An 18977-nucleotide genomic window follows, 5' to 3' on the forward strand; every position below is an offset into this window, starting at 1 on the left:
AAACTACGGCGCCGAAATTCAAGTAGTCCCCACAAAAGTCAAGGAGCACGACGACGGGACGCACCGCCGTCGTGCACCTTCCGCCGGTGCCCCCTCCCCCAGGCGGACGCAAAAAGACATTCGCCCCGGTCCGACCGCCCCGCGTTCAGCTTCATGGTGGAACGATGGACGCATCAGAAGGTAAAGGGAGAGAATTTTGAACCAGTTTGATAACTCCGACGACGGTGTTGAAGGCGGCGAACGCGGTTCGCATGCGGGCGGCACCCCCGCGGCCTTTACGGTCGACCAGTTACTGGAAGAGAGCCGCAGCGGGCTCGTGCGTGTCCACCCTTCGGATCTTGAGCGGGAAATGGCAGCGGGCGCCCTTGTTGTTGACATTCGGCCCGTGGATCAGCGGGACCGGGACGGCGAACTTCCGGGAGCCGTCGTGATCGACCGCAACGTTCTTGAGTGGCGGCTCGATCCTTCCAGCGCCCACCGGCTCCCGATCGCTGACGACCCCGCCCGCCGCATCGTGGTTGTGTGCAACGAGGGCTACAGTTCCAGCCTCGCTGCGCACACCCTGCAGAGGCTGGGGCTGATCCGTGCCACCGACCTGATCGGCGGTTTCCAGGCGTGGGCGGCGTTGCGCAACCAAAGCAGTGAGTAACCGGCCCCGGGCCAGCGTCCAACCGGATTTCACACGCCTTAGCTGATGCGCGCCCGGGTCCAGTCAGCACGTTTTTTCGTAGTTTTTGGCGGTGTCAATTAATAGATTGACACCCTGCGTGGCACGAGTCACACTGTTGCATATGGTGATCGATGTTGCGTACAGCGCGAACAGGGACGTCCCCGACGGACGCATTGGTGCAGGTCGATCCTCCCCAACCTTTATGACTGCAAAGTTGCGGCAACGCCGGTTGCCGCCTCCAACTCTGTGGTCGCCACGAATCGCACACCAGCCAGCCCTCCCGGGAGGAAACCCAACATGACTGCTTCAGTGAACGTCCCCCTCAAGCGTGGAAAACTCGCTGCATCCCTGCCTGCCGAGCAACTGGCGGAAATCACCGAACTGTTCGAGTTCCGGCGCACGGGATATTCCCTCGATGCCCCCTTCTACACGGACCCGACGATCTTCAACATCGACATGGAGGCCATTTTCGGGCAGCACTGGATCTTTGCCGCCAGCACTGCCGAACTGCCGGAACCGGGCGACTACGTCACTGTCGACTACGGGCCCTATTCCCTGATCGTGCTGCGCAACGACGACGGCGGCGTGAACGTACTGCACAACGTGTGCCGGCACCGCGGCGCCCGCGTCCTGACGGAATCCACGGGATCAACGGGAAACCTGGTCTGCGGCTACCACTCCTGGACCTACTCGCCCAGCGGCGACCTGATCCACGCCTCGGCCCCGGGGGAAACGAAGTTCGACAAGAGCTGCTTCGGCCTCAAGCGCGCCCACGGCCGGGAGGTGGCAGGACTGATCTTCGTCTGCATCGCGGACGTGCCGCCGACGGACTTCGATGAAACCGCAAAGATCTTTGAGCCCTACCTCGCGCCCCACGATCTGTCGAAGACGAAGATTGCCTACCAGCAGAACATCATCGAAGAGGGCAACTGGAAGCTGGTCATGGAGAACAACCGGGAGTGCTACCACTGTGACGGCCACCCCGAACTCGCTTGCTCCCTCTTTCCCACCTGGGGCCTCACGGAGGGGCTGATCCCGACGCACCTTGAGGAAGTGTGGGACCGCAACAAGAACGCACAGTCATCGCTCGAGGAGCGCTGCCGCCGCTACGGCCTTCCATACGAGGTGGTCGAGGAGCTCGACACGCGCATCGCGGGAATCCGCATCTCACGGGAATCGCTCGACGGCGAGGGCGAATCGTTCTCGCCCGACGGACGCAGGCTTTCCAAGAAACTGCTTGGCGACCTTCCGGACTTCCGCCTTGGCCGCTGCTCGATGCACCTGCAGCCCAACAGCTGGTTCCATTTCCTTGGGGACCACGTCATCACCTTCGGTGTCTTCCCCATCAACGAACACCAGTCGCTGGTGCGAACCACCTGGCTCGTGGCGGACGACGCGGAAGAAGGCGTCGACTACGACCTGGACAAGCTCACCTACACCTGGAAGCAGACAAACCTGCAGGACAAGGCGTTCGTGGAGCTGTGCCAGAAGGGTGCCGGCAGCCCTGCCTACCAGCCCGGCCCCTACATGAAGAGCGAATACCAGGTGGAGGCCTTCATCAACTGGTACGTTCAGCGCGTTCAGGAGCACTTGGCATGACGGAACTCCTTACTGAAACGGTAGTCCAGGAACCCCAACGCATCCGTGGCCTTGAGATGCCGTGGAACAGGGTAATGGGCAGCGCCGAGGCACCCGCCCGCGCTGCACGTGCTTTGGGTCCCTGGCATCCGCAGGAGTTCATGGCGGAATGTGTGGAGACCGTACCCGAGGCCGGGGGCATGATGACCTTCGTGTTCCGCCGCTGCGACGGCGCACCCCTGGCATTCAGGGCCGGCCAGTACGTGAATATCGCCTTTCCCGTGAACGGCGAGGACCAGGAACCCGTGGACCGCAGCTACTCAATCTCCAGCTCACCCACGGAACCCTGGACCTTCAGCGTCACCGTTAAGCGCGATCCCGGCGGACTGGTTTCACCGTGGGTGCATGACAACGTCAAACCCGGCACCGTCCTGGACATGCTGGGACCCGTGGGGGCATTCCACCTGCCCGATGCCGACCGGCGCGCACGGTACCTCTTCCTGGCTGCCGGCGCGGGCATCACTCCGATCATGTCGATGCTGCGGACCATCCACTCGCTGCCCGGTACGGCCAATGTGGTAGTGCTCTACCACGGAGCGGAAGCCGGCGGCTTTGCCTTCCACCGTGAACTGGCCTACATTGCGTCGGTGGACTCGCGCGTCAAGGTCTTCTACGCCCTTGGCGACCGCGGCCGGCCCGAGGAGTGGGATGGCTTCAGCGGAAGGCTGTCCTCGGCCATGATCGACGAGGTCGCTCCTGATGCCAACGGCCGCCAGGTGTACGCCTGCGGCCCGGAAGGTTACCTGAACACCGCCACCGAGCTGCTTAAGAAGGTCGGCGTCGACGACACCTCCATTTACATGGAGTTCTTCTCGGGGGATCGCCAGACACTCCTTGAATACCAGGCAGAAATCGCGCTCGCTTCGGACATCGCGGAGGAGATCGCCGAGGAAATCGCCGATTCCGCCGAGGACTACTTCGAAAGCCAGCCCAGCGCGTTCGGGCTCTACGAGCCCGGCTACGACGACGAGGGAACCTTGAAGGCCACGGGGCTGCCGCTGGAAACGGTCGACCCGGGCCCGGCGGCCGCCGAAGGCGGATCAGATGCGGAACCGGAGGCCGCGTCCCCCGACGCCTCCAGCTTTGACACTGTGGGAACGGGCAGCCTCACGTTGTCCTTCATGCGGACGGGCATCAATGTGCGGATCGGCCCGGACGAACACATCCTCGGAGTGGCCCAGCGTGCAGGCGTCCGGATCGGCGCGAACTGCAAGGAGGGTATGTGCGGCTCCTGCAAAGTCGTCAAGCTTTCCGGCGAGGTGGAGATGAACCACCAGGGCGGGATCCGGGCACGTGAGATCACTGCAGGCAAGTTCCTACCCTGCTGTTCAACCGCGCTGACCGACATGGTTATCGACGCCTAGCCGCTCGGTCCGGCCCGCCCGGCACCTCAATCCACCCCCCTTGCTTCACGAAAACTGACAACTCTTGCCCCACGGAAGGTCTGATGCAGCCGGCGTCAGGCCTTCCGCGCCAATTCGAACACCAACCATAGGAGCCATGCCCATGTCAGCCAACAAAGCCGTTGCGTACAAGGCACCCGGGATTGTCGAAATCATCGATACCCCCTACCCCACCTTTGAACTGAAGGCCGGCCCCGGAGTCAATCCCGTCAACGTCGGCCGGAAGGTCCCGCACGGCGTCATCCTGCGCACCGTGAGCACCAACATCTGCGGGTCGGACCAGCACATGGTTCGCGGCCGCACGACCGCCCCCGCCGGCCTGGTCCTGGGTCACGAGATCACCGGGGAAGTCATCGAGACCGGGCCCGACGTCGAGTTCATCAAGGTCGGGGACATCGTCTCGGTCCCGTTCAACATCTCCTGCGGGCGCTGCCGGAACTGTAAGGAGCGCAAGACCGGGATCTGCCTGAACGTGAACCCGGACCGCCCAGGATCCGCTTACGGCTACGTCGACATGGGCGGCTGGGTCGGAGGGCAGGCGGAGTACGTCCTGGTCCCTTATGCCGACTGGAATCTGTTGCGGTTCCCCGACCGCGACCAGGCCCTGGAGAAGATCCTGGACCTGACCATGCTCTCCGACATCCTCCCCACCGGATTTCACGGCGCCGTCACGGCAGGTGTCGGCGTCGGGTCAACCGTCTATGTTGCCGGGGCCGGACCCGTAGGACTTGCCGCGGCCGCAAGCGCCCAGCTGCTGGGGGCCGCCGTGGTCATCGTAGGGGACCTCAATGAGGATCGTCTCGCCCAGGCCCGGTCCTTTGGCTGCGAAACGGTCAACGTGGCCAACGGCGACCCGGCCGACCAGGTCGAGCAGATCCTCGGCGTTCGGGAGGTCGATGCCGGTATTGACGCAGTCGGTTTCGAGGCCCGCGGGCACGGGCATGGCGCCAAGGAAGCGCCGGCCACCGTGCTCAATTCGTTGATGGACCTCACCGCCGCCGGCGGGTCCGTGGGCATTCCCGGCCTTTACGTCACCGGAGACCCGGGCGCCGCGGACGAGGCGGCCCAGAAGGGTTCACTGTCCCTGTCCCTGGGCACTGGCTGGGCAAAGTCCCTCTCCTTCGCGACCGGCCAGTGCCCGGTGATGAAGTACAACCGGCAACTGATGATGGCGATTCTGCATGACAAGATCCAGATCGCCAAGGCGGTCAACGCCACAGCCATAGCGCTGGATGATGCACCGCGGGGGTACGCGGAATTCGATGCCGGAGCGGCCACAAAGTACGTCCTGGACCCGAACGGCTACCTCAGCAACTAGATCCGGGCAGGAAGCGGGCTGCCTGGGCAGGCTACCTCGTGTGAGGTCCGCCGGTTCGTCACCGGCGGACCCGCTCCCCCTGTCCGGTATCGCTCCCCCGCCGCCTGCGGTTCTCCGGCCGGTTCAAGTGACGGTGAGCTCCGTGTACATCCCTGCCCAGTAGTGGCCCGGGAGATTACAGAACAGTTCATACCGCCCGGGCGGCAGGTCAAGCGTGACCCAGCCGCTCGTGGACGGCAGGATCCCCTCTCCTTCACCTTCGGCGCAGGCAGCGGAGGCCTCGCCCAGGCTGCCGGCCTCGTCGGCTCTTCCGTCCCGGCCCACGGGGCGCGTTCCTGCGCTCTGGGTGCCCGCCACGGGGACGACCAGCATTTCATGGGGAATGGTGCCGGCGTTGACGACCAGGAAGGACACTTTGCCGTGGACCACGGTGGCCCGGTCCGCGGTCAGGCGCATGCTGCCGCGCATCATCCTGGGACCGGCCATCATGGGCCCGCCCCTATCGATGGTAGTGACGTTCACGACGGTGCCCGCGAAACTCGGCGCCGCACAGCGGGTGGTGCCGGGATTCCCTGCTCCGCCCGGATTCGGGCCACCGCCCAGCAGCGCGATCCCCGTCATGGACAACGCGGTCAGCATTACTGTCGCGATAGCCCCGATCAGGATCTGCGTGCTGCGGGAGAGTGTCTTCACGGCCTGCGTCGGAGAGCAGCCCGGCGTTCATTCAGCTCGGTAGCGTCGATTTCCCCCCGCGCGAAACGTTCATTCAGGATCCGCTCAGCCTCATCATGAGCAGACCCATAGTATCCCCCGTGCCCCTGGCGTCCGCCGCGGACCAGAAGAATCACGACCGTCACCACACCACCCCAGAACAGCAGCATCATCAGGGCCATGACAATCCAACCGCCCACACCCCAGTCGCCATACCATCCGTACATCATCCCCGGACCCGCCCCTTCAATCCCTGCCGTTCATTCCAGCTTTGCGCGGTCACCGCCGGGCGAACAGAGCCATTAGTCACCTGGTTTCGGGCCTTCCCGAAACCACGGGATTCCCTGGCGTCCCGCCCGTCGCGACGGCGCATTCCGCCGGATCGTCCATCTGTGCTGTGTTCAAACCAAGCCTTGAACAGCAGGCACTTTCTCATCTGGCTGACATGCAGAGCCGGTCAAGGGTCTCGTTCAGGGAGGACTCGACCTGGCTGTCCAGGAGGTCACGCCTGTTCCCGGTGGACGGGCCTTCGAGTTCGGTGGGCAGTGATGGCGTTGTGACTGTCATCGCCGCCTGGTAGCGCCCGTCAGCGCTGCTGACTGCTATGGTCCGGTATCCCCAGAATGAGCCCCTTCCTTCGTGCCGCGACTCTTTCGAGCATCCGTCCGCCTGCTCCCACAGGCCCAGCCCGTAGGGGCCAAGCCCGGGCCTGGTGTTCACCCTGGAAGGGCTCCTGCCCGTGGATACCCTCCACGCCGTTACGGTGGGCAGGCAGGGTTGTTTCGGACGCTCGAAGCAGTGACAAACACAACGGGAAGGGCGCGCTCACTGAACGGAGCGCGCCATACATGGCACGCCTCTTCACTGGCAAAGCGGTTACGGTGGAGTTGCTGCGGGAAATGGAGACCAGCCCGGTTTCGCCCCGACGGACTGGGCATGTGGGAGCAGGCTCCGCAGCCCTGCACAACTGACCAAAGAACTATTCTGACTGTCTTGGCACCGTCGAATCAAGGGCACAACAAAGCCTCGGACCAGCAATGGTCCGAGGCTCCCCAGATGCGCCTAACGATCGATGCGGACGCTGAGATCCAGGTGGATGTTCTCGGCCATGAGGCGGTCCTGAAGGTACTGGGCGAGGCTCGCATCGGTCGCGGTGTGCGGGCCTTTCGGCGCAGCCCCGCGGAACAGGGCCTGGGTGTTCGTTGACTTGATAACGTCCAGCGGCGTCCACCGGAGATGTCCGTCGGTCATCCGCTCGATGTCGGTGCGGAAGGTGCGCCGGTGGTCGTCTCGGACCGAGGCGCGCATAGTGAAGGGAATGAAAGCAGTGGGCAAGAGGGTCCTTTCGAACGAGGCAGCCAACCGTCGGCGCCTCACTGGGAACAAGCTCAAAACCAGCACTGGTATTCCCTCTAAGCCAGAATGAGGTGGGCGTCACTGACGGACGTCAAGGACCCGCTTGTTGGGGGCAGGACCTTGAATGGGGATAGGGCCGGCGGCCGTGGCAGCTTTGAGACAGGATGCTGCCCTCTAACCGCCGCCGGCCCAGCCTTTCCCGGGCATCTGCGTGGGAGGGCTCCTGCGCCGATGATACCTGCGTGCCAAGAATCATTTGGGGCCCGGGCCTCGGCTGGAGCTGACACCGGAGCTTGAAAGACGACGCCGGCTGGACGCTTAGCTTTTGGCGTCGAGTCCGGCCTGCGAAATGAGCTCGCTCAGCCACGGCCGGTGTTCGCGGTGGAAAGTGATGCCCTCCGGCAGGCCCTGCACCGATGGGCCAGAGGGGGTGATGTCAATGGTGATCCGGCCCCCGGCCAGGGGCGCATTGGTAATGTGCAGATCCCCGTACGATGCCGGCAGAGCAGGATCCATCCAGAAGCCGCCCCGCGACACGTGGGCGTCGTACCGCATCAGGCTGGTGATCAGCATGATGGGTGTGGTGGCCGCCCACGCCTGGGGTGAGCAGGCCGTGGGGTACGGCACCGGTTCGGTTACCTGTTCCCGGCTGAAACCGCAGAACAGTTCCGGGAGCCGCCCGTCGGAGTAGTCCGCCGCTTCAAGCAGGGCCGTGGCGATCCGTTGCGCCTCCTCCACGAAGCCGTAACGCATCAGGCCCGCCGCGATAATGGCATTGTCGTGGGGCCAAACAGACCCGTTGTGGTAGCTTGCCGGATTGTAGGCGCCCATGTTCGTGGCAAGGGTCCGCACGCCCCATCCACTGAACATTTCAGGCGACATCAGCCGCTCGGCCACCATCGGCACCTTGTCATCATCAATGATGCCGTGCCACAGGCACTGGCCCATGTTTGAGGCGCAGGCATCCACCGGGCGTTTCCTGCCGTCCAGCGCTACCGCGAAGTAGCCGCGTTCCGGCAGCCAAAACGCCTCGTTGAACCTCTTCTTCAGCGCCGCCGCCTCATCGGTGAGCTGCGCGGCCAAACCCGCGTCGCCGCCGTCGTACGCCATCCACGCCCGTGCCTGCAGCGCGGAGTACACCAGCGCCTGCACCTCGCAAAGGGCTATCGGCGGCTCGGCAAGGGTGCCGTCAGCGAAGTTGATGCCGTCCCACGAGTCCTTCCACCCCTGGTTTAGCAGGCCGTGGTCATTGAGGCGGCAGTACTCGACGAAGCCGTCGCCGTCCTTATCGCCGTAGTTCCGAACCCAGTCCAGTGCGCGGTCCGCGTTGGGCAACAGTGCCGCAATGGTTTCCTTCGCGAAACCCCACCGGCTGACGGAGGCCAAAGTCATCACGAACTGCGGAGTGGCGTCCACGCTGCCGTAATAGACCGACTTTCCGCCCAGAGCCAGCCCGGAAGATACCCCAAGCCGTACCTCGTGGAGGATCTTCCCGGGTTCCTCCTCACTCACCGGGTCCACCACCTTGCCTTGGCGGTCAGCCAGGGTCTGCAGGGTGCCAAGAGCCAGTGACGGATCCACAGGTAGGGCCATTTCTGAAGCCCACAGCGAATCACGCCCAAAAAGGGTCATGAACCATGGCGCTCCTGCGGCCACCACAATCCGCTCCGGATACGCAGGGTCCTCGATCCGAAGTGCGCCGAGGTCGTCGTAGCTGCGCCGCAGCGTCCGTTCGATGGACCGGTTGGTCATCTGCAGCCTGGGTATCTTCGCGACCCATTCCTGGTGCCGCCGGTCACTCTGTGAGGTGCCGTGCCGGACAGGGCGTGAAACGTCCTTTTGCGCGGCCGGTGCAACGCTTAGCCGCGTTCTCCAGTGGCCGGAAGCGGGCACCATCGCCTGGTATGTGAGTGCGCCGGCGGTGGCCACGGCCCCGCGTCCCCGCACCAGGACAGCCTTCCGCAGGTCCTGCCATGCCGCGCTGATAATCAGGGAATCACCGTCGGCTCCACGGACGACCTCCCAGCGCCGCTGGACCCTCGCCTCCTTCACCTCGAACAGGTCCGCGAAATCCGAATCGACGCCAACGGAGACGCTGCACTCCACAGGGTTTCCGGAGTAGTTGCGAATGGTGATTTCCTCTATCACGCCGTCAGCGACTTCCCGCAGGCGCTCCACGATCAGAGGGCTGTCCGCGTATCCGTCCCCGCGCGGAACGCGGCCGATGAACAGTGCCCGGTAGGGTTCTTTCGTTTCCGCGGCCAGCGGCTCAAGCGACTGGCCGTTCACCGTCATGCTCCACCCGGACAGGATCCGGGTGTCCTCGTGGAAAACACCGTGGGGAAGTTCCGAATGGATGTCGCCGTTGGCAGCGGAGATGCAGAAACATGAGCCTTCCACCAGCGTTACAGTTCCCGCCCCCACCGGCCCCGCCGCTGTGTCCGCATTCCATCCAGCCATGTCCGCTCCTCTGACGGCTACGACCGTTCCCGGCGGAATAGACGATACGCCGCCGCCAGGGCTCATGAAAGGGCCATCGGCAGGAGTGGCAGGGCGTCATCCCGCACATCCTCGACAACGGACTGGAGCGACGTCGACCGCATGAAGACCTGGGTGGAACTCCCCCGGACGGCATCGCCGGCGGGACGCGAGTTCATGGGGACGAGCCCCAGCCGTTTCAGACTGGTCCTGGTGAGGCTGGGGCATGTGGCTGTCCCGTGAGTATTGGAGGACTGCTGACTTCACACCCGTCTGCAGGCCCTTAGGAATTGTCAATAAATGTTGACGCTGGCGATTTCCGTCAACTAATGTTGACGCATGGAGGTGGACCGGATGAAGACATTGGTTGCATCAATGGACGGCAAGGGCCCCGCTGACGCGTTGCGCGCGGTCGCTGAGCTGCAGAAGGAGGTTGGGCGCACCGAAGCGTCCCTGGTCAGGAAGGCCCGGCAGGCCGGCCTTTCTTGGGAAGCCATTGCCCTGTGCCTGGGCGTAAGCAAACAAGCCGTCCACCGCAAGTACGGGAAGCGCTAAGCGCTGCTCCTCAGTCTTTCTACCGGCTCGTCCCCGCCGGATGGGAGCAAACTTTGGCAGGACAGACAGGTGCCCCATCTCCCGCGCCGAAGAAAGTAGCCGTCCGAGGAAGTTTCCCACCACAATCAGCAAAGTCTTGTTGTGCCCGCTCCCCCGGCCCTTGCACCGGTGCTGGCCATCCCGAACCAACCCGACACAGCCGGAAACGAAGCCGGCTGTTCGCTGTTCAGCTTTTTGATTCGGGGTCGACTGCCTGGCTCTTTGCCGCTGCTGGCGACCGGGAGGGGCGGATGCGAGACGGTGGCGAGGGCCCTTCGACACGGACGTGCAGCTCGTTGTCCCCGCGCAGAATGGCGCGGAGCAGCCACCGCTCCTCCCATCTGAGTGACCTGAGCGCGTGACCGCGCCGCAGTAGCAGACCCCCGTTCGGGGTGGCGTACCACTTCTGCAGATCTCCCAGCTCCTCGGCTCGCAGCAGCGCGACCGTGCTGCCCGCCGCCGAGTCGATCATGCTGACAAGCGACGAAGGTCCCGTCAGATCGGTCGAAACGACTCGCCGCTCGCTCTCGGCGAGGATTGTCTTTTGCGCTGCGCGTGTCACGACGAGGGGACGGGACGGGCCGTCCAACAGCCCGGTCAGCACGTCCGCCGCAGCGTCAGGGCGGCCCGTTCTCCGCGCCGCCGCCTGCATCCGCTGCAGGCGGCCCGGCTCCCGCAGCAGCTCGTCGATCTTCCAACCGATCGTCGCGGGAGTGTTGCAACGGACCGCCGCCCCCTGCTCCATCAGGTAATCCCCGTTGCGAACCTCCTGCCCCGGAATGGGGTTCACAAGCACCATGGGCAGCCCTGCAGCCATGCACTCCGCCGCCGCCAGACCGCCCGGCTTGCCCACAAACAGGTCGGCGCGGCGCAGCAACTCGGGCATCTCCGCCGTGAAGCCGAGCACGCGGTAGCGGTCGCCAGCGGGCGCCACTAGCTGTTCGATACGCTGCCGCAGGGCATCGTTGCGTCCGCACAGAACCGTGGCCGTGAAGGATGAGCGCATGTGCAGCGTCTGCCGCACGACCGAGACGGCATAGTCTCCGCCAGTCGCGCCCGCCGAGATCAGCAGCATCGGGGGCTCGTTTACATCGCGCGCAGGCGCTACATCCAGCTGGCTGGCGATCGGGATGCCCGTGGCCGCGACGCGGTCGGGGGGCAAACCCAGCGCTATCAGCTCCACCCTGCCCTCTTCCCTGGCCAGGAAGAGCGCATGGAACGCCCCCGTAAGCCATAGGCCCTGGAAGTCGTAGTCCGTCATGACGACGGCGGTCCGCGCGTCAATCACGCCGCGAAGGAGCAGCGACGCCAGCAGTTGGGCTGGCAGGAAGTGCGTGCACAGGATTGCGGTCGGCCGGAATCGCTTGATCGCACCGATCACCGGAAGAGCGTTCACCCGTGTCCAGGGATCAACTGGGACCCGGCGCCGGAACGGACGGTCGTTGATGTCGTAGCCCCACTCGACCAGCCAGGGCAAGTCCTTGACCAGGACGAAGTAACCCTTGCCAAGCAGTGAGCGGTAGAGCACGCTGCTCACCTGCAGCACGTCGAGCACCTGCACCTCATCAATGTCGGCGCGCGCGGCACACGCCTGCCGCAGCGCCGCCGCGGCGCTGTTGTGCCCCGCTCCTACCCCTGCTGACAGGATAAGTACGCGCTCGCTCCCAGCGGCGTCGGGGCCTCGTGCCGAGGTTCTGCGCATGAAACGAGTCTAACCGGCCCGGCTTTTCCCACCACCGCCTGACCCCAAGTAGTACTCGATCGGCGTGGGCTTGGTTCTCCTGTTGACGGCCCTGCAATCCTTGGCCCCTCAGGCTTTCCGGCAGGAGTTGTGTTGGAAGCACCGTCCATGACCTAGCCCTCTCACGTCTGCCACAACATGAGCGATTCCTTTGTGCTTTCTGAACGTGTCTGTGAATCTCAAAAAGTCGCTATTTCTGGTGCTGACCTATAGGCGAAGTGAGGTGCCCTCCAGTAAGCAATTTCACGGGCATAAAAATAACCGCGAAGCGTGGACTACTTCCTGGCTGCTCGTTAACCCCAGTGGCGTCGGCTTCTTGCCGGTTTTGGGTGTCGTTACTTTCGTTGCAATGTACCTGCGCCTCAGGCGTTTTGGGCGTTTCGATAGGCAAATAAGCGAAACAGCTACCTGACCTGTTCAACGCGCGACATATCCGAATATCAGTTAGGCCCTGGACAGAACCGTTGGGGCCTAACTGCTCCAATCAGGATTCACTCGCACCGAACGGCAGGTACGCCCGCAGCAGGCGGAACGATTCGGTCATGAACGGCCAGGGAGAGCCCGTATGCACTTCTGAAAGGTGGCACAAACATTGTTGGTTCGCTTCGACGCCTACTGACTACAGCCTTCAGGCACAATGGCGTCATGTGCGGCAGATACGTGATGTCCAAGGCCACCGGCGACCTTCTGAGCTACTTTGATGCCAAAGAGGTAGAAGGTGACCCGCCTCCTCCGAGCTGGAATGTGGCGCCGACACAGAGCGTGCATATCGTGGCTGAGCGCCTGGACGAGGGTTCCATCGAGCGGCATCTGCTCGTGGCCCACTGGGGTCTGGTCCCCTCTTGGGCGAAAGACATCAAGATCGGCAAAAAGCTGATCAATGCCCGCAGTGAACTGGAGAAGCCGTCTTTCCGCAAAGCGGCGGTCAAACGAAGGGCAATCCTCCCGGCTGACGGATACTTTGAGTGGCAGAGCACCTGCTGGGCTCTCTGCCGGAGCCAACCCTGACACCCCGGGTTGTCAGCACGAGGGTAAACAGCGTCCGTAACAACGGACCTGAGCATCTCGAGCGGGCCGGGTGATCGAGGCGTAGAGCACCACGATGCCGTTCCCGCATGCCCCGATGTGGCTTATGGCTGGCAGGCTTCGCGTCCCATGTAATTGTTTTTGCATGGCGAAATTGGCCGGCATTGAAAGGTCAAGGATGCCTTCAAGGAGTAACAGTTCTATACGGGAAGGGCGCGCGCTCAGCGAACGGGGCGCGCCTTCTTCGTGCCCTCTGACCTTCCTGCGTTTGAACTTGAAATAGCGTGGCACCAGGCCACTGGCTGCCTCCGCTCTCCGGCCGTCTCTGCGGCGGGAGGAGGATGGAGTTAAGAGGTGCCCGGAGGGCCGTCCGCCATGTCGAAGAGGTCAAGGACCGCTGCGCCCTCCTCCAGCAGGGGGTCGCGATCGGCTGTCTGCGCCACGAGCCGGGTTACGTCGCTCATAAGGGTCTGCACATACTGCCGAACGACGGCGCGGTGCGCGGCGTCTCCGAACCAGGCGAGATCACGGCACACCCGCAGCAACGCCCTGACGACGCGGGGTTCGTTCGATCCGTAACGCCGAACCTGTCCGAGGGCCAGATCGACGAGATAGGCGAAGTCGCGGGCCGGGATGTGGAGCCTGACCGTACCTTGGGCGTCTGTCACTGCTCGCGGGCCGTGCTGCCTGAGTGTAAGCGCGGCGAGGATCGTGCCCAGATGGTCGACCGCCTGGTTCGCCGTGTATGGGTCATTAATAGCTGGCGAGAGCGCCTTGGACGCGACGTCCGCGAGCTGTCGGATCCCGAACGCGACGTCCTGCTCCAGGGTCCGTTCGTAGCCGATGCGTACACTCTGCGCTAGTGCACGCCGAAGCGGGGCGGAAGCCTCGGGCACATACGGTCTCCCGCTGCCGTCAGCGACGTCCCATACCCAGGCGATGGGTGCTCCGGCAACCACGTGCCGGCCCACCATGGGCACCATCAGTGCCTTCAGGCCCCGCTCCGCGAGTGCACCGACGAATGGCCCGACATGGAAGGCCTGGACGTATCCCGATGCCGGTGCCGGCAGGGCGGTGGCACCCTGCGGCACGTCCGGCATGGGGATCCCAGGGTCGCCGGGGACGTATGACTGCTCGATCACCTTCAGCGTCGCCGTCTCGACGCCCTTCATGACTTGGTCCACCTGGATCGAATGCGATAGATGGTGGACGAAGAACACGAGCATCACCATGCTCACGAACAGCAGCATCAGCGCGCCGCTAACGGCGAGTCGGGGGTACTCCTCGATGCGTTGGCCGCCTGCGATGCCCACCGTGTAGAGCCCCGCCGTGCTGTACGCGAAGGTCGCGACGAAGGCGCTCAGGGTCAGCTGGTTGGGGATGTCGCGGAGGAAATTCCGCAGGAGCCGAGGGCTGAACTGCGTCGACGCGAGCTGCAGGGCCACCACGGTAAGTCCCAGGACGAGGGCGATGACCGTGACCATCGTGCTGGCGATGCTCACGAGCAGGTTCCGGGCGTCATCGGATGTCCCCTGGAAGAGGAGGACAGCAAGAGGCGACCTCTTGTCGATCTGCACAGCGGAAAGGCTCGCCCCCGCGATGAGCGCGAGCACGACGGCGCATGTCGGCATCGCCCACAGTGCGCTCGCCAGATACTCCCGAAGAGCCACACGCTTCACATGTGCCACTCTCTGCCGACGGTCCTCGGTCGTCAAGGGGCGCTGTGCTGAGTGCTGAGTCCGGTCCACCGGAGGTCACTGGTCTTCGCAGGACGGAAGCCCATGGCATCCATGCCCTTGCTGGTCTCCTCAATACCGCCACCGCCGAACCACCCGAGGTGTTTCTGCCACCCGTGTGCGACCAGCACACCGCCAAGTCCGGCACGGAACAGGGCGGGCTCCCCGAGTTAGGTTTTTTACCGCTACTGCTTTCGGGAGCTACCCCAAAAGCTCCCAGTCCCAGCCATAGATAACCACAGGAGTCATAGGGTTTGTAGGGATGCGGCGATGTCGTTGGCGAGCAGTTGGGTTCTTCGTGGGGCGCGAAGTGTCCTCCACGGGGCATGAGCGTGTATCCCCTTACGTCGTACGTCCGCTCCGCCCAGCTGCGTGGTGGGGTTGCAAGGTCGTGCGGGCCGAGGGCGACAGCGCTGGGGCGAGGGTGAGGGGCAGGGTCTGCTAATGCTGGTAGGCGCCCTCGGCTGCGATCCGCGCCTGAACCTTGTCTAGATGCTCCCGCTCCTCATCGGTAACTGTCGCCTCGTCAATGTGAAGCGGGGCAGCGACCGCCAAGAGATGGTACCTGCGACGGCGCCACGATACGCCTGCCCGAGCCGCGAGGTGATTCCGGCGCCGAGATCACCACCATGCGCCGCGTACTGCTGGAGGCCGAGATGACGGTCATCAAGTGGTGCCAGAGTTTAATGCGTTTGCTCGTCCAAAGTTGGTCGCTGGGGCGAGAAGGGAAACCCAGGAAGGGCCGGAACGATCACCGTAAGGGCGCGGTCTGGGTCGCCACCGCAGCGCGACGGCGTGGCCAGGCGCTGTGCCACTTCAAGGAGCTCGAGGACACTGATTGGCCACCCATTGGTAAGAATGCTTACTCAATTCGGACGGGAGGGAAAATAGATTGTCTTCAGTGAAACTATCGTGGGCGCCATCATCCCGGGTCCGCGTCGGCATCTTCCCCAGAGATGGACGAGAAAAAAGTCCGTGCCACCCCGACGTCGACGGTGTTGGCGTGCATGGGTTCGCGAAACAAAGCTGTCAGGGTCCGCTGCGCCAGCCCCGACGCCTAAGCCCGGGGTGAGGTGTCCCGTCGTCGATATGGCGTACCGGTCTGAAAGCCGCTGACTCCTGTATAGCCGCCTCGGTTACATTGATATTCCATACTCTGGACTTCTGCATTCGACAGTCGTACTCTGACGGGCACGAGCTGGGGAAGCCGCAAAGGAGGGGCCATGTCCTCAGCGCTGGAAATTCTCGAACTCCGCGTCCATGGGGTTCGTAATACTCCGCCTCATGAAATGTTGGGGGTCGAGCCGGGCGATGTGGTGCCAGCCGACGCTGACGGCATCAAACTCGCCGACAATCTAGCTGGTTTCTACAAAGCTAAGCAGCCGCCCGCGGAAGCATTGTTGGCGCCAGATTCGCGAATACGGATAGAGGCATACAGCTGGGGCAAGCTGGACCGCTTCGCGCCGTCTGGACTTCTAGGCAAGGCTGCCCGGGCACTATATAACATCGGGTGGTTTTTGATCGCACCATTCGGTCTTGCTAACGCTGCCTACTGGGCCCGTGTTCTAAAGGCTGACAACCGTCGCGAAGGCGATGTCGGTCCAGGCACAGGCGCGGCGCTCGTGCGTCTCTTCAGTCTGCTGTTGACGCTCTTGTTCGCCACTGCCGTGGCCACGGCCGCCATGGACTTTGTCGCTGTTCAGTGCTTTCGTACTGAGAATGGGCAACGCCAGATGTGCGATGCCTTGCCGCACTGGTTCGATGGTCTTCGCGACCTGGAGCGGGGTCAGCGCCTTGCCGCCGTATCAATTTTTCCGATCCTCGCCGTGACACTTTTGGCAGCCGTTAGCCTGTCCAGCGATGTTCGTTTCCGCACCCGGTTCACCGATCAGAAACGGGTTCAGAGTCATTTGAAAGTACCCGGGGAGAAGCCAAAGACCCGGAGAAATATGTTGAAGGACGCACCTGTCCTCGCTGCACCGCGGCTCTGGATTCGCAGGGTCAACTCGCCGACGGGCGTGGCGCACATTGCCGCGACTGTCCTGCTCGTCGCATTCCTGCTCGCTGCTGACCTCAAGGCAAATTCGAAGGACGACGCTGCCGCCGCCACAACTTTTGCGGCTATTGCCTGCTTTTTGCTTGCAGTTGTAGCAGGATCTGTCATGGTTTGGGGATCAAAGAGCGTGCGGGCACCCTTCAAGGTCAGGTTCTCGCGAATGGCCTTGGCGGTGGCTCTTCTCCTTGCGAGTCTCCTCGTCTATCTTTTGACCGTCGTGGTGGTCTGCCGCGCTACTACTGTGAACGAAACAGCCCCCTTTACCGTGGCCCAGATCGTGCCGATCGTGCTGGTGGCCCTCCTGGCGATATTTGCGACGTCGGGGTGTTTCATGCGACTGAGCCCGGCTGCCGCCGTCTTCTGGGGAACGCTGTTATGGTGTTGCGGCTTCATCGGCGGCCTCATCATCGTCAGCCGCTTGGATAGGGCACCAATGTCCGTAAGCGCGGCCTATGGAGTGTGCGCAATCTGCTTGATCGCTGTGGCGGCTTCCCTCATGAAACAGGGAGAGAGGGCTCCGGTGCGGCCACTTGGCCGGAAGGCTGAAGCGTGGCACGGTCTTGCTCCTGCCGTGATGATGTACCTCAGCCTCCTGCTCGCTGCCTTCTACTCCAGCGCAATCGTCGTCGGAATCGGCAACTGGCTGCAGGCTGGCGGACTCCTTTGGCAACAGGACACCAACCATCCGCTCTTCCGCAACCTACTGAAGGACGACGCCTCTGCAATCAAAATCCCCTTCCTCTACTGGGCAGCTGGTGGAGTCATGGTGCTCCTGGTCCTGGCCGCCGTACTGTTAGTGGCCGCGCTAATGCTCAGCAGCCTATGGAGTGGTAACGGAGTCACAAATCCTGACATCGCTGAGGTTGAACAGCCCTATACATCGGAGATTTTGGCTGTCCGTCGCAGAAGCGCCTTGCTTCAGCGCGGGGAGCGAGTAGTAGAGATCGCAGCCCTGGCAACTATGTTTGGCGTCATCGTGGTTCTGGCATTGACGATCCTCCATGAGTACGGTCCAGGCCGCCAGTGGCTGCAGCAACAATGGCTTTGGGAAACGTTCGCACCTGCCGGCACCTGGGTGACCACATGCGCACTAACAGCAGCAGGGGCCCTGATAGTGGGCGCAGCGATTACCAGTGCGGCAGTGGGAACAGGCAGGCCGCTGGGGCTCCTCTGGGACTTGGTGGCTTGGCTGCCAAGGGCCGGCCATCCTTTTGGTCCTGCTTGTTACTCCGAACGCGCGGTTCCCGAACTGGCAAGCAGGATGCTCCAATGGCTCACGGACCAGAAAAAAGTAGATGATCCGGAGGTGCTCGATCAGGTGCAGCCTGCGCGTCGCATCCTCCTGGCTACGCACAGTCTTGGAGCCGTCCTAGGCATCGCCGCCCTGTATCATCTCGCGGCCACGGTCCAACAAAAGGAGCTCGACGCGCGAGAAAATATGGCTACCGCAGCCGCCAAGGAAGCCGCCGAGCAGAAGACCAGGGAGCTCCTATCCAGGATCAGGCTGCTTACTTTCGGGATTCAGCTCCGCCCATACTTCGGGAGGTTCTTCCCCGACCTGTGGGGACCGGCTGTCCTTGGAACGCCAGGAGTAAAGGGACCACGCTACTTCGCAAGCGATCCATGGAAGGACCGCTTTTTGCCCACGCCACCACCCCTACTGCCGCAGAATCCGCCTCAAGGCCATCTTGTGGGGCTTCTGCGTGGAGGAGCAGACGGCCCAGGAGTTTGGCAAAATTTATGGCGCCGAACGGACTACCTCGGCTTCCCTGTCTACTCGTATCCAAACGACACTGCAGATAAGAACGCACTGGATGCCACCGCCCTTGAGATTGAGCCTGACTCCTATCAGGCGCTAGTAGCTACCCACGGGAACTACTTCAAGACAAGCAGTTATGCTGTCGCCCGTGAGAGCCTACTGAAGGATTGGGAGTTCCAGGAAGGGCGTGCGCCTGCCGGCACAACCATGGCGGTCGTGGTTGTTGGAGTCATGGGGTGGTTCTGGTGGCGCCTGAGACCGGACGGCTCCCGATTGAAAGTCCAAGCCGCGAAGGACAAGCCGGATGAGATGTAACTTCGCCCCGGCTTCGGCTCCGTGCAGAGATTCTTATTGCCCTGGGCTCTCGATTACATACCCGGTATTAGGAACAACGGATGAAAGACAGATGGCCTTTGACCTGCGGAATCACTGTGCCCGAAGTGGGACTCGAACTACATTCTGGGCCTTGCAGACGCTGAGAACTCTATACA

The 18977-nt window shown here is 63.1% G+C and carries 15 protein-coding genes; 7 read left to right on the forward strand and 8 right to left on the reverse strand.

Annotated elements, in window-relative coordinates; translation table 11 throughout:
- Nucleotides 1-196 precede the first annotated feature (196 nt).
- The 4 genes from AC3ANU_RS13150 (at nucleotide 197) to fdhA (ending at nucleotide 5029) form a co-directional block, all read left to right on the forward strand.
- Complete coding sequence (locus AC3ANU_RS13150) at nucleotides 197-649, forward strand: rhodanese-like domain-containing protein (RefSeq protein ID WP_488314656.1); 453 nt, start codon at nucleotides 197-199, stop codon at nucleotides 647-649.
- A 318-nt stretch (nucleotides 650-967) separates the two neighbouring features.
- Nucleotides 968-2269 carry an aromatic ring-hydroxylating oxygenase subunit alpha gene (locus tag AC3ANU_RS13155; protein WP_018771028.1) on the forward strand — a complete coding sequence of 434 codons (1302 nt, stop codon included), beginning with the start codon at nucleotides 968-970 and terminating at the stop codon, nucleotides 2267-2269.
- Nucleotides 2266-3672, forward strand: a complete 1407-nt coding sequence (locus AC3ANU_RS13160) for a ferredoxin reductase (protein WP_018771029.1) — start codon at nucleotides 2266-2268, stop codon at nucleotides 3670-3672. Before AC3ANU_RS13155 ends, AC3ANU_RS13160 begins: the two co-directional genes overlap by 4 nt.
- A gap of 142 nt (nucleotides 3673-3814) precedes the next feature.
- On the forward strand, nucleotides 3815-5029 hold the full coding sequence (fdhA, locus tag AC3ANU_RS13165; RefSeq protein ID WP_018771030.1) for a formaldehyde dehydrogenase, glutathione-independent: 1215 nt from the start codon (nucleotides 3815-3817) through the stop codon (nucleotides 5027-5029).
- Between the two features lie 123 nt (nucleotides 5030-5152).
- On the opposite strand, the gene AC3ANU_RS13170 is transcribed toward fdhA, so the two are convergent.
- The 6 genes from AC3ANU_RS13170 to AC3ANU_RS13195 form a co-directional block, all read right to left on the reverse strand.
- Nucleotides 5153-5722, reverse strand: coding sequence for a sulfocyanin-like copper-binding protein (locus tag AC3ANU_RS13170; protein WP_488314657.1), 570 nt, complete (start codon nucleotides 5720-5722; stop codon nucleotides 5153-5155).
- The gene (locus tag AC3ANU_RS13175; protein WP_018771032.1) at nucleotides 5719-5970 is read right to left on the reverse strand and encodes an SHOCT domain-containing protein; all 252 of its coding nucleotides are present in this window, start codon (nucleotides 5968-5970) and stop codon (nucleotides 5719-5721) included. Before AC3ANU_RS13175 ends, AC3ANU_RS13170 begins: the two co-directional genes overlap by 4 nt.
- Before the next feature lie 202 nt (nucleotides 5971-6172).
- A complete protein-coding gene (locus tag AC3ANU_RS13180; RefSeq protein WP_488314658.1) occupies nucleotides 6173-6460 on the reverse strand; it encodes a hypothetical protein in 288 nt (95 codons plus the stop codon).
- Nucleotides 6461-6802: 342 nt separating this feature from the next.
- Nucleotides 6803-7075 carry a hypothetical protein gene (locus AC3ANU_RS13185; protein WP_026266036.1) on the reverse strand — a complete coding sequence of 91 codons (273 nt, stop codon included), beginning with the start codon at nucleotides 7073-7075 and terminating at the stop codon, nucleotides 6803-6805.
- Nucleotides 7076-7414: 339 nt separating this feature from the next.
- Nucleotides 7415-9556, reverse strand: coding sequence for an amylo-alpha-1,6-glucosidase (locus tag AC3ANU_RS13190; protein WP_478221806.1), 2142 nt, complete (start codon nucleotides 9554-9556; stop codon nucleotides 7415-7417).
- Nucleotides 9557-9618: 62 nt separating this feature from the next.
- On the reverse strand, nucleotides 9619-9753 hold the full coding sequence (locus AC3ANU_RS13195; protein ID WP_488314659.1) for a hypothetical protein: 135 nt from the start codon (nucleotides 9751-9753) through the stop codon (nucleotides 9619-9621).
- Between the two features lie 160 nt (nucleotides 9754-9913).
- Here AC3ANU_RS13195 and AC3ANU_RS13200 point away from each other — a divergent pair, with 160 nt between their 5' ends.
- Nucleotides 9914-10129 (forward strand): death domain-containing protein, encoded by a 216-nt coding sequence (locus AC3ANU_RS13200; RefSeq protein WP_018771053.1) that lies wholly within the window; start codon nucleotides 9914-9916, stop codon nucleotides 10127-10129.
- A gap of 226 nt (nucleotides 10130-10355) precedes the next feature.
- Here the strand turns inward: AC3ANU_RS13200 and AC3ANU_RS13205 are convergent, their stop codons facing one another.
- A complete protein-coding gene (locus AC3ANU_RS13205; RefSeq protein WP_488314660.1) occupies nucleotides 10356-11870 on the reverse strand; it encodes an MGDG synthase family glycosyltransferase in 1515 nt (504 codons plus the stop codon).
- Nucleotides 11871-12554: 684 nt separating this feature from the next.
- Between AC3ANU_RS13205 and AC3ANU_RS13210 the strand changes: the two genes are divergently transcribed.
- Complete coding sequence (locus tag AC3ANU_RS13210) at nucleotides 12555-12917, forward strand: SOS response-associated peptidase (RefSeq protein ID WP_018771055.1); 363 nt, start codon at nucleotides 12555-12557, stop codon at nucleotides 12915-12917.
- Between the two features lie 365 nt (nucleotides 12918-13282).
- Here the strand turns inward: AC3ANU_RS13210 and AC3ANU_RS13215 are convergent, their stop codons facing one another.
- Entirely contained in the window at nucleotides 13283-14566 is a 1284-nt protein-coding gene (locus AC3ANU_RS13215) for a DUF2254 domain-containing protein (RefSeq protein ID WP_081620236.1), read from the reverse strand.
- A gap of 1328 nt (nucleotides 14567-15894) precedes the next feature.
- On the opposite strand from AC3ANU_RS13215, the gene AC3ANU_RS13220 reads away from it, so the two are divergent.
- Nucleotides 15895-18801 carry a hypothetical protein gene (locus AC3ANU_RS13220; protein ID WP_488314661.1) on the forward strand — a complete coding sequence of 969 codons (2907 nt, stop codon included), beginning with the start codon at nucleotides 15895-15897 and terminating at the stop codon, nucleotides 18799-18801.
- The last annotated feature ends 176 nt before the right edge of the window (nucleotides 18802-18977 follow it).

Source organism: Arthrobacter sp. SDR-2R, assembly GCF_057747955.1.